Consider the following 17,720-nt stretch of genomic DNA (forward strand, 5'->3'; position numbering starts at 1 on the left):
TGCAGTTATTTCCTTTCTTCTCGAAATAGCGCAACGATTAAGATTGATTAGTGCAGTTATTTCCTTTCTTCTCGAAATAGCGCAACGATCGAGACATCATTTACGAATTGTGACAAAAAGCAAAATAGCTACGAAAAGATCCGTTTGCTATAAACTCTTCCATATGAAAAAGAACCCCCTACGGTAAGGCAGGAGGTTCCTATCAATTTAATTCATTTCAAATACTTGTGATACCGGCTCTAGATTACTAGATTCTAAACTTTCACCTTTCCAAACAAACGTTTTAAGCTTATGATCTTTTATATCCTTTGGCAAGTTCATGGACAAGTTCACATCATCTCGCTCACCATCACCAATCTCTGTTGACTTTGTTTCCATACCGACCATTTTATTGTTACCATCATACAGAGCCATCACAACTGTTACTGCCTCACTAGCTCCGTTATTTGTTATCGATACATTAGCCTCAACTTCTTCATTCGCTGTCAATTCTTTTATATTAAAATGATTCGTAACTTCAAATTGACTATCATCCACTACTAATATAGTAGCTTTTACTTCAACAGTAGGACCGTTTACAACGCCATCTCCATTCGGTACACCGAAATGAGGAGTTCCATCTTCGTTCCATGTAAGAACTTTTACACGGGTATGGCGATTAGGGTCGTATAAAGGATCCCCATCAATTTCTTTGTAGGACCTAGCATGGTAAACAAGAATATCTGTGACGCCATCTTCTGCAACCGTAAATGTACTATGACCTGGTCCGTATTGACTAGTAGCATCATTACTTTCCATTACAGGTTCAGGAGACTTAGTCCAGGAATCTGGATTCATAATGTCACTATCTTCATCTGCAGTTAGCAATCCAATTTTGTAATTAGCATTCGTTGCACTTGCAGAGAAAGTCACAAAGATTTTGCCATTACGCTTGATAACATCTGGTCCTTCATTTACCCAGAATCCAATTCTTTCCCAAGCATAATCAGGTGTAGAAAGAAGCATTGGCTCTCCTTTAATTGTCCAAGGATTAACTAGTTCATCCATATAAAGATTAGAGATTCCATTCTCTTTTTGTGCCCAAATGTAGTAGCTCTTGCCGTTGTGCTCAAAAACAGTTGCGTCTAAAGAGAAATCCGTGAATGAGAAATCATCTTCTTCTGATGTTTGAACCCTTCCTTTTTCAACCCATTCACCTTCTAATGGATTTGCATTTGTATTTTCGATAACGTAAGGACGGATCTTCCATATGTCACCGTCACCACCGCCTGCTGCATAATGGATATACCAGTTGCCTTCTTGGAAATGGATTTCTGGAGCCCAGATATGTGCAGATTGTTCACCTGATGCATGTGCTTCCCAAATAACTTTTTCTTCTGCTGTGGCAAGACCTTGTATCGTCTTTGCTCTTCTTAAAATAATGCGGTTGTACTCTGGAACAGACGCAGTAAAGTAGTAGTATCCATCCGTGTGCTTATAAATATTTGGATCTGCTCTTTGTTCAATTAAAGGATTCGTATATTGATATTTCGCAGCTGATCCTTCAACTGTAAAGCTGCCTGTTTCTTGATATTGAGATTTGTTAATTTCATCCCAAGAGACGGCAAGCTCATCTGATTGTCCATTGCTATAATGTGCCGTCACTGTTTCAGGTAGTTCTGGTGCTTTACCTGAAGTTGTAGTTACTTGGACATCATCTACACTTACTAATTCAGATACATATACTTTTGCAACTGCTGAAATATCAGTTCCATAAACTATTCCTTCTACTTCAACAGTTGAGCCATTTTCTGCAACATCATTAGCAGTAATCGTATCCCAATCGACACTTACTTCATCTGTGCTTTCATCATAATAATGTACGGTCACTTTTTCAGGTAATTTTGGTGGGAAGTTAGCTGGTGTGATAACCTCCACTTCGTCAACTGATACGATATTATCTGCTAGTACCTTAACGGTAAATTCTTTTGTATCAGAGTAGTCTCCACGGCTTAAAGTAGCAGTTAACGTTACTTCAGCATCTTGCTCTTCTAATCCAGGTCTAGTAACAACACCATCTTCAGACACGATATCTGTATTGCTAGATGACCAAGAAACACTAACTCCGTTAATAGAATTAGTCGGAAGCTCAATATCATCCACTACAGCTGAAGTATCTTCTATAGTGAAAACTTCTTTCGCTTTACTTACTGCTTCTTCATCTGAGAAAGACTCCGCAATTACTTGCTTAATTTCTTCCCCTTCTAAACCTTGATTATATATACGGAAGTCGCTAAATTGACCGTCAAAGTATGGATCAACCGCGTAGTTTGACCATCCAATATAGTTCATGGTTGTATTCCCCGGAGGTGTATCATCTTCCATTGTAGCAACCGCTGTTCCATTGCTATAAATCGTATATTGATCACCGGACTTTGCAACTGCAAGGTGAGTCCATTCTCCGACCTTTGGAGCACCTGAAGTAGCTGTAACAACCGCACCTTGATTATCTAAATGAAGATTTGGTGTTAAGAATATAGTGGAACTATTCGGACCAGTACCAAAATCAAAAATACGTGCCCAATCTCCAGTTTTTGATTCCATGTAAACCCATGTAGATAAAGTGAAATCTTCTAATCCTTCCACAATATCAGAAGGCATGGTCACATATTGCTCATCATCTGCTTCGAAATCTATACCATATTTGGAATCAACAGTAGAAACGGTAGCTCCGTTATGAACCGTACCATTTTTTTCAGAACCAGATACATCTGGTACTGTTGCACCATTTACTTCATCAAATTTGTACCAAGTAACTAAATCACCTGATACATCAGTTGTGACATTAACTGTAGCACGAGCAGTCTCACTTGTACCATCAATAGTACCTTCTACATTAAATGTTAATCCAGCTCTGCTGTATTGTGATGCAGCAATAGCATCCCATGTAACGGAAACATCTTCTGTACTCTCATTCGCATACGTTACGGTTACAGTTTCTGGTAAATTTGGTTCTTCATCCACTCCAGTAGTAACAAAAACAGGATCGACAGACACAATGTACTTCGTTGCAGTAACGGTTACATTTGCTTTTGCCTTTAGCTCTGTCCCCTCTAATGTTCCTTCAACAACAAAACTGCCTGCTTCACCATATGCTGAGGATTCAATCTCATCCCAAGTAACAGCAACTTGATCAGTTGTTCCATTCGGATAAGTAACTGTAACTTGTGTTGGAAGTGAAGGAGCTTCCCCAACAGCAGTTGTCACATTTACTTCTTCAATAGAATCAATGGAAAAATCAAAGTCTGCTAAAGTTCTAATTTCAGTTAAATCTAGTGCTCTATTATACACACGGAAATCTGCCACTTTACCATCTAAACCTTTTCCTTCTATTTGTTCATGAGGCATTGCATGAAAACCAATATAATTATTAGCATTTACATTGATATCACCAGCGTCAATCCCAATATTAACTGAACCATTTAGCTCACCATTTGTATAATGATACATAGTTTGATCAGAAATAACAGTTGTTACATGGACCCATTCTTGTGTAGGAAGTTCATTAGTCTCTACACTTGGAAATGGATATGGACCAAATAACTCTATAGATCCCTTTTCTGTATCAGCTGCTTTTGGTGCATAATTTATTGCATAATCTGAATTTTCACCATCAACAAAATTACCAAAAGCATACATAGTAGCCCAGTCTTTCGCTGTGTCAAATTTAACCCATGAACTTATAGTTACATCTGTTAATCCTTCAAAAATTCCGTTCGGTACGGTCACATAGTCTCGATCTCCGTCTAAGTCTACTGCACCGCCTTTATCCGTATCTGAGGTAATAGTCGCATCATTTACTAATGTACCATCATTGCCATTACCAGAAGCATCGGTCACGTTAGTACCCTTCGCATTCTCAAAGTCATACCATAAGACCAGATCTTGTTCCAAATCCGTTGTAGCAGCGTTAATGGTAGGTACTGCAGCTACAGGGAACATACTGAACAAAATGGCAAACACGGAAATAAGTGCGAGCATTTTTTTATAGAAGCGCTTTCGCATTCATAATCCTCCTTCACAAAATTTACTTGCGATCAAATCAGTTGTTATTTAATTTCTTCTTGCGTGCGTAAAGTACAGTTACAACCCCAATTGCTACTAATACTAGACCTGCAAGTAGATAGTTAAATAGATTAGTAGCAGTGTCCGGTAAATCTTTCCCATCATCGGATTGATTTCCATCTCCTTGATCGTCTTGGTTTCCGGGCGTCTTATCTTCATCATCTTGATCATCTTGGTCACCTGGTGTATCTCCACCATTACCTGGTTTGGTAGATGAGTAAGTGAAGCTAGTCTGATAGCTTTCTTCCAAATCAGCTGCCCCAATAACTACATCATACTTCCCCGCTACAGCTTCATTTATCATATAGTTGAAAACAAACTTACCTTGATCGTCAGTCACTGTTTGATCAACATAGTCAATATTACCGCTAGGAGATGTTACTCTCACTGTGACATTCTTACCTACTCTATCTTGTAGATAGCCTTCAATACTTACTTCTTTCGTTTTATTGTTGCTGGAAACAACAACATCTTTTAACACAACTGGTCCACTTACATATTCTTCTACATTAACTGTTACAGATGCAGAATAATTACCTTCTGTTGTAGATGCAACTATCTCAGCGGATCCAGCAGATTTTGCAGTAACTGTTACAGAAGTTTCCCCTGATTTAAAATCATAAGATATATCCGATACATTCACCACATCTGGATTAGTGGAACGAAAACTCACTTCTTTTTGTAAAGCTTGCTCAGGTGTTACAGAAGCAACCAATGTCGTCTTACTTCCATCTTGTAAGGAAATAGAATCTTTATCTAACGTAATTCCCGTAACATCTGCTTCGTTTACTGTAAAAGTGGCATCGGCTTTCTCAGCATCTGTAGCAACTTCACTTACTCGAAGAATGTAATCGTAATCCATGTATAAATATAATGATTCATCCTTATACGTTTGGAAAGAAACGGCATTTTCGTCAGCTAAACCTGCTACAGTTTTAAACGTTGCATTTTCTTTAAAACTATCTGTTCCATCATTTTTAGCTAATACAACGTTATTACCATCTCTTACTAAGTAAAAACCTGGATTGTTTTCTGATTGGAAAGATACATAACCATCTCCATCATCAGACAAACCAACAACCTTATGCCATTTTGAATCATACGTATCCCCTTCTACTGGTTCCACACGAATCTCACCGTCAAGGTTACGTACGTATCTATCGGTTTCATCAAAGGATTGGATAGAATAGCTCAGATCGCTTATACCTGAAGCAGTTGCAACCATCTTTTTAATTGTTCCATCAGCGTTGTATTCTAAATTTTCTATTGATACTGATCGTCTATAATCGCCACCCGTTGGTAATGCTGCAGTATGATAGATAAAGTAAGGTTCACCTTTATAATCTAAAATAGCAGGGTGGTTAGTACCAGTTCCAGTCATCGTATCCATCAGTTTGCCTTTGTACACCCAAGGACCTTCTGGACTATCACTCATTGCGTATGCTAAGTCCTCTGGCCAATTCATAGCGAAAGAAAGGTAATATTTACCTCCATATTGATGAATAAAAGGTGCTTCAGTGAAAGTGCCTGGCATATCTTGAATTTCGGTCTTATGAATCTCTCCATCAAGCTCAACCATGTTGTCTTTTAGTTTGGCATAATATAGATGGGTATTGCCCCAATATAGATACGCCTGTCCTTCATCATCGATAAAAACAGTCGGATCAATATCATCCCATGACCAAGAACCCATGTTGTCAGGATTTTCTGTATCCGTACTCTTCACCAAAGGTTTACCAATCGCATCTGTCCATCCTTCAACCGGATCATCTGACACAGCAACACCTATAGCTTTACCTGGAGCAGAGCTATCACTATTTTCAACGGTTGTGTACCAATAAAATTTTCCGTCCCTTTCTATCACTTCAGATGCCCACGCAGAATCATTTTGTGACCATTCAAATATGTCATCAGACACGGAACCCTCAAATTCCCAATTATTCATGTCAGTAGAAGAATAAATACTCCACTCAGGAATTACATATCCTCCTCCACCAACAGCTGCACTATCGTGACCTGTGTATAAATAAACTTTACCATTATGCTCGATCGCTGCTGGGTCTGCGCTAAAATAATCTTTAATTGCGGGATTATCTGCGTACGTAACATTCGAGAACAATAACGAAATTAGCAACAGCATGAGAAGCGTTGAGATTGACTTGTTCATAGTTCTCCTCCCATTTTTCAGATTTTAAAATACCATTCGAGTTAACAAATAGGTTATGTTAAGCGTTGATAGCGGTTATAAAAATGTATCTTTTCTTTTGACGCATTTCCTGTGATGCCGGCGCATTCTTGAAATGATTCGACGCATATCTTCGTGGAGCGACGCATTCACGAGATAATTAAACGCATTTCCACATGAATTCGGCGCATTCTGGGGATAACTTTTCATATATTGAAAAGTTTAGATTGCTAGCTTTCATTCTCTTTCCATGAAAGCTAGCAATACTAAGACATTATATAGAATTCTTTCTTTTTCTTACGATTACAAATGTAGATGCTCCAATAATGAGTAATACAGCACCCGCTAATAAATAGTTAAATAGATTCGTTGCTGTATCAGGTAACTCATCTTTTTTATCGTCCGGATCTTGTTGGTCTGCTACATTATCGTTAGGAGTTCCACCGTTGTCGGCCTCGTAATCACTTCCATCTACCGGTGGCGTTTCTCCATTCCCTGGATCTTCATTTCCATCTCCCGGTGGCGTTTCTCCATTCCCTGGATCTTCACTTCCATCTCCCGGTGGCATTTCTCCATTCCCCGGATCTTCACTTCCGTCTCCCGGTGGCGTCTCTCCGCCTTCTCCTGGGGCGGATCCAACAGTTACATCACTTTTAGCTGTATATCCACCGCTAACTGTCGTTACAGTAATCGTAGCAGTTCCATCTTTTAATCCAGTTACAAGACCATTTTGATCTACAGTCGCAACTTCTTCGTCGCTACTTGACCAAACAACATCTTGTACAGATGCATCTACCGGAGCAAGATTCGCAGTTAATTGTACTGCTTGATCAATTTCCAGCTCTAGTGCACTTTTATCAACTGTAATTCCAGTAACACTAACCGGTTCTTTAACTTGTACTCCTACACCCGGAATATTTATTTTTAATCTTTCATATTCTCCTTGTGTAAGGGAAAGCACATCACCGTGACGTGGGCGGTTTGGAAGTGTAAAGTCCTCAACTAGTTTCCAATCAGCAGAAGCTAAATCTGTTGTTTCAAACAAGTTGTAGCCACTTCCTCCTCCATACTCATCAATTAATAAATAAAATTTATCTGGATCTGTATTAGATTGGAAAATCTCAGCACCTTCACCATGATCAAGGACACCCATACCAATTCCTTCTTTAACTAGTTCAAATTCTCCAAAGAAAGAGTCCCCAACATCTTGAAAAACGTGCTCTCTGATTTCTTCTCCACCCCACTCTTTTTCTGAGTAGTACGTACCTTTAGTTATGCGGTAGACTTTATCCTTATAATCAATTGCAACCGTGTCTAAAATATCATGACCTAAATCTAGTAGCGTTTGCGGCTCTGTAAAATTATAAAAATCTCTTGTTTTTGCATACATAATCCGGTTATGCGTCGAACCATTTCCATATCGGTCTGCGACACTGTCATATACAAACGAAGACCAATAAACAATGTATTCACCTGTAGAGTCATCATAATAAACCTCAGGCGCCCATGTCATACCAGCTTCTGGTTGTGATACTTCCACCATTCGTTGTTCTGACCAGTTTACTAGGTCAGTAGACTCCCAAACCATAAGGGAATTACTTCCTTCTCTTACCGTTCTACCCCAGTTATTGTTACTTTGACCGTCGTACACTTTCAAATCTGTAGCAAGTAGGTAGAATTTATCACCCTCAGGCGAGCGTATAATGGAAGGATCTCGTAAACCTTTTTCACCTAAGTGACTTGTAATAACTGGATCCGCATTGTTCATCGATTCCCAGTTAGTTACATCATTACCTTCACTTAATGCAAAACGAATTTGTTCCCCATCTGGAGTGAATTCACCTTCAAAATATGTCATTAGATATGCAGACTTATCATCCACACTTTCTGGTAGTTCTTTTACTTTTGCAGAAAATTCTTTCGTAGTAGTTTGGTCACCTAATGTAATCGTTGCTGTTAGATCAACTGTTACATCTCCTTCGCCGTATGCTGGGCGTGATACCTCACCAGTAGTGGTAATAACAGAAACATCTGAAGATTCCCACGTGATAGTAGAACCATTTTCACCTTCAGTAGGTAGATAAAGATTTCCTCTTACATCATCAACGTGATGTACCACAAGATTGTCAACGTCTTCTTGGAAAGCTAAACTATCTTGTTTTGCTTTTAAAACGGTCACTGTAAAATCTTTTGTTTTAGAATTCGTACCATCTGAGATTGTCGCAGTTAACACAACTGTTTGATCACCGTTGTCATAGGATGGTCTTGTTACTTCCCCATTTGAAGCAATGATATCGGGATGATTAGACTCCCAAGTAATCGTAGTTTCATATGCACCACTATCCGGTAATTCCAAATCTGTAGTAATTTCATTTACGCTTGTATTGAGTCTTAAATAGTCCTCGATATCAATTTGATTTATCGCAAATTCTACAAAGTAACCATCTAATCCACCAATAGCATTAATTTTGGCTTCTGCATCATCTTGTAAACCACTAATTTCCTCAGCAGTTAATGCACCTGCATATATTTCAAAATCTCCTATCATTCCGCCAAAATACGGATCTGCCGCATAAAAAGATTTTGCAATATAGCCACTTATACCGTCTTCATTATTAATCTCTGCTAACGTATAACCATTGGTAGAAGCTTCTGCAACTAATTCTCCATCTATATAGGTTTGTAAAGTCTCTGTAGACCCATTTACAACGGTAGTAACTAATTTCCACTCTGTTGATGGTAATTTGGTTGATGCAGCAAACCTTTCATTGTTATAGGAATTAGTTGCAATTCCTACACGATCATTCGCACCGCCAATGTATGATGGGGTATAGTATGTATAGTGCGTTTGATCTTGTCCTAATCCATACAACCACTGTGCTCCACCTGATCCTTCCCAGTTCACCAAAGTGGAAACGGTTACACTTTCTAGATTGTCTAAGACACCCTCAGGAATTTCAATGTATGAGTCTACATCTCCACCAGCAAAACTTACAACACTTTCTCCTGTACTACTGTTTGAGATTAGTTCTGCTTTGTCTGGATTTACTAGTGTACCATCAAATTCTCCTACTGAATTTGGTACATTTCCTTCTGAGATATTAACCATTTCGTAGTCCAAAATCTTTTCTGCATCTGTTGATGCTGCTAATACATTCGTTATCCCATAACTTGGTACTATGGAAAATAACAGGGTAGCAGTAGTAACTAACGATAAAACCTTTCCTTTTTTCACCATGCAATTACTCCTTTCAAAATGATAATCTATAAAAAGACCCCATAAATGGATCTCTCTACCATATGAAAAACAATCTTTATAATTCTGGCTTTCAAGCGTACTTGAAAGCCAGATCATTTGAGTTATAGATTCATGTTTCTTTTTCGGTGAACAAATACAATACCTAAACCAAGTACCAGTAAAAGCACACCAAGTACTAAATAGTTGTATAAATTAGTTGCAGTATTCGGAAGATCTTGTTCTTTATCATCACCTGAAGAATCGCCATTCTGGTCACTAGCGCCTGATTTATTTTCGCCAGGTGTTTCGCCCTTAGATGCTTTATCACCCTCACCTTCATTTCCTGGATCTTCCCCATCCTGGTCTGGATTATCATTACCAGTATCAGGTTTACCATTATCTCCAGGAGTTTCCGGATCTGGGTCTTCATTATCTCCAGGCGGTTGACTACCATCACCTGGTTGTTCCGCATTTACATGTACTTCTGATGTAGCAATAAAACCGCCATCTACCGTTGTAGCGGTTATAACCGCAATACCTTCATCAACAGCCGTAACAGTTCCATCCTCAGTAACGATAACAGAGTCAACATTATTACTAGACCAGAGCACTTCTTTATTTACTGCATTCTCTGGCGTAACGGTAGCAGTTAACTGCGTTTCTTTCCCAATAGTCAAATTAACATTGGTTTGGTCAAGCGTAATTCCTGTTACAGCATCCTCCTTATTCGGTTCAACCTTAACAGGAATAGTAGAGGCCAAAGCATCGTACTCCGCTTGTGTAACTGGTAAAACAGTACCATGCCTTGGACGATCAGGTAAATCATAGTCCTCTGGTACTGCCCATTCCCCAGAGTTTAGATCTGTTGTTTCAAACGGGACATATCCTCTTCCGCCAAATTCATCAATAAACATGTACCACTTTTCTTCTGTATTGGATTTGAAAACAAGTGGCCCTTCTCCTCGGCTAATGTCCCCTTTTCCGATCCCTTCTTTTATAAGTTCAAAATTAGGATCTAGGACAGTATCCCCAACCTCTTGGAAGATGAATTTTCCATTCGGAGTAGATGAACTGTTTCCTCTTTCATCTTTCGTAAAACGATAGATTTTCCCATTATGCTCTATCATTGTTGTATCAATGATGGAGTAACCATAATCCATATAAACTTTTGGTTCAGAGAATGTATGGAAATCCCTAGTAGTCGTGTACATCATCCGTTGATAACTATTACCACTATTACGATCTTCTACTGTTTCGTACAACTTAGATGCCCAGAAAATGACATACTGTCCGATTGTTTTATCATAGAAAATTTCCGGTGCCCAAGTATTCCCTGCTTCTTCTGGAGCTACTTCAGCCATACGTTGTTCAGACCAATTTATTAGATCATTCGATTCCCAGACCATAATTGATCGACTACCCTCAGTTTGGGCTCTACCCCAATCACCATTCCCATACATTTTTAAATCAGTAGCAATCATATAAAATTTATCGCCTTCTGGAGAGCGAATAATAAATGGATCTCGAAGCCCTTTTTCACCTAGTTCGGATGTAAAGATTGGCTCACCATTGTTTAATGGCTGCCAGTGAAGTGGATCATTACCTTCACTGAGACCGAAATAAATTTGCTCCCCATTTTCATAGCCTTCACCTGTAAAGTAAGAGAAAAGATATCCTTTATAATCCTCTTCTTTAGGCATTTCCTTTACATTCGCCATAAAAGCCTTAGTAATAATTTGACCATCAAGCTCTAGTTTTGCTATTAATTTAACTTTAACATTTCCGTCTCCATGCTTCGGACGGTTCACTTCGCCTGTTGTTGTAACAACAGAAGTGTCAGCTGAATTCCACGTAATAGAAGATCCATTTTCCCCTTCTGTAGGTAAAGTGAGATTTCCCCTCACATCACCAATGTTATAAACGTTTAAAGCTTTTGCATCTTCTAATACTAGTTGACTAGATTCCGGCTTTTTCATTACTGTTACTTTAAATTCTTTTATAACGGAACCCGTATCATCTGAAATTGTCGCAGTTAGGGTAACGGTTTGATCGCCTTCTTTAAAAGTTGGGCGATGAACGGTTCCTTTGGTACTAACAACTTGTGATTGGCTAGACTCCCAAGATATTGTCGTACCATAATCACCTTCTGTTGGTAAAACTAGATTAGTAGTTATTGAATTTTCGTTTTCATTCCCATTTAGGATATCGTCATATTTTAATGCATCTGCAGCACTTTCTAACAGGGCGTCCTTCATATCTGAAACTGTATTAGCTGCTGTTGCTGCTAGTCCCTCTATCTGTTCGTTTGATAGCACACCATTGTAGACCTCAAAGTCTGAAATCATTCCACCAAAGTATGGGTCTGCTGAATAGAAAGATTTCCCGATGTATCCACTAATTCCATCCGTATTTTTAATATCAGCTAAGGTCAGGCCATTTGTAGATGCTGTCGCCACTTCTTCCCCATCTAAATAAATGGTTAATGATTCCTCGGCTCCATTGAACACAGTTGTGACTAGTTTCCACTTGTTACTCGTTTGTGTATTTGCTTTAGCTGAAACCTCATTACGCCATGTGTTCGTAGCGATCCCAAACCGTGCACTACTGTCAGCGTTGTATTTTGGAGTGTAGTACAAATACTTGGAACTATCCTGGCCAAATGTATAGAGCCATTCCGCACCGTTCTTACCATCCCAATTAACAAGCGATGAAACAGTTATACTTTCTAATCCATCAAGAATACCTTGAGGTAGTTCAATAAATGAATCGGTATTGCCACCAACAAAATCAATCACTGTATTTTCTCCGTTTGTAACTACATCCGCCTTTTCAGGGTTTATGATTGTTCCATCGAAGTTCCCTACCGTATCCTTAACGGTTGTTCCTTCGATGTTCGCAAAATCATAATTTAAAATTAATTCTCCTTCAGTCGGCTCTGGATCTGGGATTTCTCCTGGATTATTAGTCACCGGCTGATCAGCTAACTGTGCTACTTCTACACTAGGCAATGCACGATTATAAATTCTAAAGTCATCAAACTTTCCATCAAACAAACTGTGCGCATTATTTCTTGATTTACCTAAATAATTTATTGTGGTCTCTAACAGCATTCTCGGTTCCATATTGAAAGTAGAGCTCCTTGTTACCTCTTTACCATCAACATATAGGACCGCATCAAAGCCATCAATTGTAACAGCAACATGCTTCCATATATTGTTGTCTAACTTTTCGTCCCGTAAGGCATATTTATAATCACTAGCTAAAGAGCTAGTAGCACTACTGAATTTCTCCGTAAATGGCGTTACAATTGCAAACTCCAATTGACCCGTATCGCCTTGTGTACTTAGATACATAGTGTTTCGATTTGCAACCCTCCCAGTATCGGACGCAAAGTCAAAAATACGTTGGGAAGCGCTGTTTGCTTCTACATTCACCCAAGTAGATATAGTAGCACTACTCAAGTTCAAATCTTGAATTAAGTTTTCAGGCATTTTTACATAACCCGACGAACCATCTAAATCAACAGAAGCTCCTGAATCACCGATATAGCTTTCTGCATTCAAGCTTGCTCCACCCACTAATTCGGCATCATGGCCGTTACCTGACACATCTTTAACAGTAGTCCCATCTACGTCTTCACTGTTAAAAGAGTAATGAACGACTGGCTTTTCGGATGGTGAGTCAGTCGGTAAGGCATAGGCATCCTGAAGTGATTCATATTCCTCATTTGTGATTGGAATAACTGTTCCATGACGTGGACCAGGTGGTAAAGCATAGTCAGATTCAGGTACGACATTATTAACAAGCTGTGCGCCATCCTCTAAATCTGTTGTATAACGAACATGGTATGGCCATGAATCAAGGAACAGGTACCACTTATCTTCTTTTAATGATTTAAAGACAGTTTGCCCTTCATTATTTCCAGAAAACCCAATTAAACCTTGATTGCCATTTTGAGTTCCTGGTACATCTTCAAATTGGAAACCGTTCTCGCCAATACCATCTAGATCATTAAAGATATTTGTAGCCTTTTCGTAGTAAACTTTGTAATTAACTTCCGACTTCGTGAAACGATAAAGTGTTTCCCCGTCCTGAACCATTGTTGTATCGATAGTTGGAAAACCTTCATCGATTAACACCTTTGGTTCAGAAAACTCATGGAAGTCTCTAGTTGTTGCATAATACATCACATTATATTGACCATTTGGTCGACCATTTGGATAATTCCCATATGTTTCTTCATTCGGGATGGAAGAAGCCCAAAAGACAACATATTCACCAGTTTCTTTATTATAGAAAGCTTCTGGTGCCCAAGTATTTCCACCGTTTTTCGGTGCTACTTCTACCATCCTTTGTTCGCTCCAATTGATAAGGTCGTCTGATTCCCATACCATAATCGAATGACTTCCTGTGATTTGCGCCTCGTCGAAATTAGTACTTTCGCCCATTTTCAAATCAGTAGCAATCAGATAGAATTTATCTCCTTCTGGGGAACGCATAATAAACGGATCACGAAGGCCCTTTTCACCCATTGTTGATTGAATAACAGATTGACCATTGTTTAATGCACGCCATTTTAATGGATCCTTTGCGGTGGCAAAGGATATTTCTTCTCCACCTTCATACTCTCCTGTAAAGTAAGAGAAAAAGTAGGCATCATAGTCCTTTTTGCCTGGGTCAGCTATGACTGTTAAATCAAATTGGCGCTCAACTTTAGCATCTCCTTTTGTAACCGTAGCTGTTAGAGTCACAGTCGTATCAGCAGAAGGTCGCGTTACCCACCCTAATTGTTTTGGGTCCTCGATCGCCTGATCAGAGCCCTTTATAACATTCGGATTAGATGACTCCCAAGAGATTGTCGAACCATTATCACCATTAACCGGTAGCTTAAGATTTCCTTTTACCTCATCTTGGTTATATATTGTTAGTGCATCTGCATCTGCCTGCACCAATGTATCCGTAGAAAATTCTTTTAAAACAGTAACTGTAAATGTTTTCTCTGCAATAAGTCCTGCATGTGTTAACGAAGCTGTTAGCTCTACTACTGTATCAGCAGCATCATTTGGTGGCCTTGTGACTGAACCATCATTCGCAATCACATCAGGATTACTAGATTTCCAATTGATCGTCACACCATGCCTTCCTCCTGTAGGAAGATTTAAGTTTTTTGTTACAGTATCTAAACTATCTCCTATAGCTAGATAATCCGACACATCTAAAGCTTGCTGTGCATCATTTATAACTAATTGATTAATTTTAGTCGCTTTAGCTGAAGTTTCTGTGCTTAGTGTTGCAACTTCTTCTGCCGTTAATGCTTTATTGTAAATTCTAAAGTCACCTATCATCCCTTTAAAATAAGCATCATTGGTAAAGATAGATTTTCCTAAAAATCCAGAAAAATCAGATTCAGAATCGATGATGTTTGCTAGTTTTTTTCCACCAGCAGAACCAGAAGCAACCTGTTTTCCATCAATGTACAAACTTATTTTATCTGTTGAACCTGAAAAAACAGCTGTAACTACCTTCCACTCTGAAGCAGCCATTATAGCATCTGCCTTCACTAGCGATTCATTTCGCCATCCTGCTTCTGAAATAGCAGACCCAGCTACATTTCCAGAGCCATGTCGTGGAGTTGCAAAAAAGTAGGCATTACCGGTCTCAATATCGGAGGACACTTTTCCTAATCCAAATATCCAGCGGTTTGTTCCTGTATTAGACCAGTTGACTAACGTGGAAACAGTTACATCTTCTAAACCACTCAGTACGTCTGAACCATCAGCAGCCTTCGGAATTTCCACATAGCCACTATTGGAACTTGCGCTTCCACCATTAAAAGCAACATAGCCTACTTGATCATTCTTTACCAAATCTCCATTCTCAGGATTTTGAAAGATACCATCAAACGTTTTCGAACTACCCGAAACATCCTTTAAAATCACTTTTTCTTCCGATTCATCTGTGGTTGTCATATCATAATGAAGAATTAAACTGCCTTCCTCTTCAGGAGCTGCATATGTTTGTTGTGGAAGAGCGCTTGTAATCGTGTTTAGTACTAAAACAAATAACAAAACTATCGATAGGCGTTTATATCTTACTTTCTTCATCATCCACTCTCCTTATAAACTCTTTACCTACATTGATTTCGTCTTTAACGGGGGTGAAGACTCTTTTATATCAACGTTATTGGCTCCTGCCGCTTTTTTCACATTACTACGAACAACTAGAATTCGTTGGAAGACAATAAATGCAAGTACTAATACCCCAATAGCAATCTTCGTCCACCAGGAACTCAATGTCCCCTCAAAAATAATGATTGTTTGGATTACCCCTAGTATGAGCACCCCGATCACACTACCTGCAACATATCCGACACCACCGGTTAATAGTGTTCCACCAATTACTACAGACGCAATAACATCTAGCTCCATTCCGTTTGCATGTAGGGCGTAACCAGACAACATGTAGAACGTAAAGACTAAACCAGCTAGTGAAGCACAAAAACCACTAAACGTATAAATTAATATTTTCGTACGACCAACTGGTAATCCCATCAGAACTGCAGATTGTTCACTTCCTCCAATCGCATAAACGGTTCGACCGAAATTAGTATAATGCGCTAGATAAACCCCAATTAACACAACAACTAACGCGATTACCACACTAATCGAAATGAAACTATCCCCGATCGGTATTCTTGTTTTTGCCATAAAATCAAAGAAAGGATCTGTGATAGCAATCGATTCAATGTTAATCAGATAAGCTAATCCGCGTGCCAGGAATAACCCAGCCAGCGTTACGATAAATGGCTGTATGTTAAAGAAGTGGATAATACAACCATTGATTAAACCTAGTGTAGTACCTACTAATAAAGAAATCGGAATAACAAGCCAAGGGGAGAGCTGCGCATTCATAATTAAATCGGCTGCTACCATACTAGTAAGTGCAATTACAGAACCAACCGAGAGATCAATCCCACCCGTTAGAATAACGAATGTCATCCCAACTGCTAAAATAATTAAGAAGGCATTATTGATAAACAAATTTAGGAATACCTGACTCGACATAAACCCTGTATAGCGCATAGAACCAAAAATATACATTAAGATAAATAAGCCAACAGTAACCAAGATTGGGAGATGTTTATAGTTAATATTTAGACGCTTCAACACGTTAAGCCACTCCCTTCGCATCTCGGTTTGCCTTAGACTTTAGCCCACCAAGCACCTTTTTCCTGAATTCAGGAGATTGTAATAAACATACAATTAAGACAACTACCGCTTTTACTACCAAATTAACCTCTGGTGGAATACCAATCGAGTAAATAGTCGTTGTTAAACTTTGAATGATCAGAGCACCAATTACCGTACCCATTAAATGAAACTTTCCACCCATTAAAGAAGTTCCCCCAATAACAACTGCCAAGATAGCATCAAGTTCAAACCATAATCCGGCGTTATTCCCATCCGCAGCTGACACATTGGAACTTAGGATAATCCCACCTATACCCGCACAGAAACCAGAAAAGATATAAACCATTAACAAAATATTTTTAGAGTTTAACCCCGTTAAACGACTTGCTTCTGGGTTGGATCCAACCGATTCAATAAACAAACCGATCGAAGTTTTTCTCGTAAGGAAAAGGGCTAATGCTAGAACTGCCGCTACAATAAAAATAGAAAACGGAAGCATCAGTAAATAGCCACCACCAACAAATGAATATGGTTCATAATAAATCGTTAGAATTTGCCCATTTGTAATAAGCTGAGCAATCCCTCTTCCTGCAACCATTAAAATCAGCGTTGCAACAATTGGTTGAACCCCAATACGAGAAACGAGTAATCCGTTCCACATACCCGCTACTACTGATAAACCAATCGCTAAAGCTAGTGCAGTAAACAAAGGTACAAGGCTATCATCAGACAATCCCGGTTTACTGACGACAAAAGCAGCCATCGCACCGGCCATCGCAACGACAGATCCTACCGATAAATCAATCCCTGCTGTTGCAATTACTAAGGTCATCCCAATTGCGATCAATATAAGTGGCGCACCACGATTCAAAATATCAATTAAACTACCAGTTAAATGTCCTCCTCTTACTTCTACAGAAAAGAACCCTGGGTCAAAAAATAGGTTTAATAAAAGGATTAAAACCAATACAAGTATTGGCCAAAATAATCTAGATTTTATCAT

General features: G+C 39.0%; 7 protein-coding genes. 1 reads left to right on the forward strand and 6 read right to left on the reverse strand.

What is annotated here, in order from left to right; translation table 11 throughout:
- Window positions 1–187, forward strand: a 187-nt coding sequence (locus H7K77_RS21000) for a hypothetical protein (RefSeq protein ID WP_222599260.1), incomplete at its 5' end; no start/stop codon positions are given.
- Window positions 188–207: 20 nt separating this feature from the next.
- Here H7K77_RS21000 and H7K77_RS07135 read toward each other — a convergent pair.
- From H7K77_RS07135 to H7K77_RS07160, 6 genes are all read right to left on the reverse strand, one after another.
- A complete protein-coding gene (locus H7K77_RS07135; RefSeq protein WP_186577046.1) occupies window positions 208–4,044 on the reverse strand; it encodes a family 43 glycosylhydrolase in 3,837 nt (1,278 codons plus the stop codon).
- Between the two features lie 37 nt (window positions 4,045–4,081).
- Window positions 4,082–6,271: a family 43 glycosylhydrolase gene (locus H7K77_RS07140; RefSeq protein ID WP_186577047.1), complete on the reverse strand. Its 2,190-nt coding sequence runs from the start codon at window positions 6,269–6,271 to the stop codon at window positions 4,082–4,084.
- A gap of 292 nt (window positions 6,272–6,563) precedes the next feature.
- Window positions 6,564–9,524 carry an immunoglobulin-like domain-containing protein gene (locus H7K77_RS07145; RefSeq protein WP_222599261.1) on the reverse strand — a complete coding sequence of 987 codons (2,961 nt, stop codon included), beginning with the start codon at window positions 9,522–9,524 and terminating at the stop codon, window positions 6,564–6,566.
- Window positions 9,525–9,649: 125 nt separating this feature from the next.
- Window positions 9,650–15,631, reverse strand: a complete 5,982-nt coding sequence (locus H7K77_RS07150; protein ID WP_186577049.1) for an immunoglobulin-like domain-containing protein — start codon at window positions 15,629–15,631, stop codon at window positions 9,650–9,652.
- 27 nt (window positions 15,632–15,658) lie between these two features.
- On the reverse strand, window positions 15,659–16,696 hold the full coding sequence (gene yjfF, locus H7K77_RS07155; protein WP_328701059.1) for a galactofuranose ABC transporter, permease protein YjfF: 1,038 nt from the start codon (window positions 16,694–16,696) through the stop codon (window positions 15,659–15,661).
- Between the two features lies 1 nt (window position 16,697).
- Entirely contained in the window at window positions 16,698–17,720 is a 1,023-nt protein-coding gene (locus H7K77_RS07160) for an ABC transporter permease (RefSeq protein ID WP_186577050.1), read from the reverse strand.

Origin of the sequence: Aquibacillus kalidii, assembly GCF_014280935.1 — a bacterium.
Lineage (GTDB): Bacteria > Bacillota > Bacilli > Bacillales > Amphibacillaceae > Aquibacillus_D > Aquibacillus_D kalidii.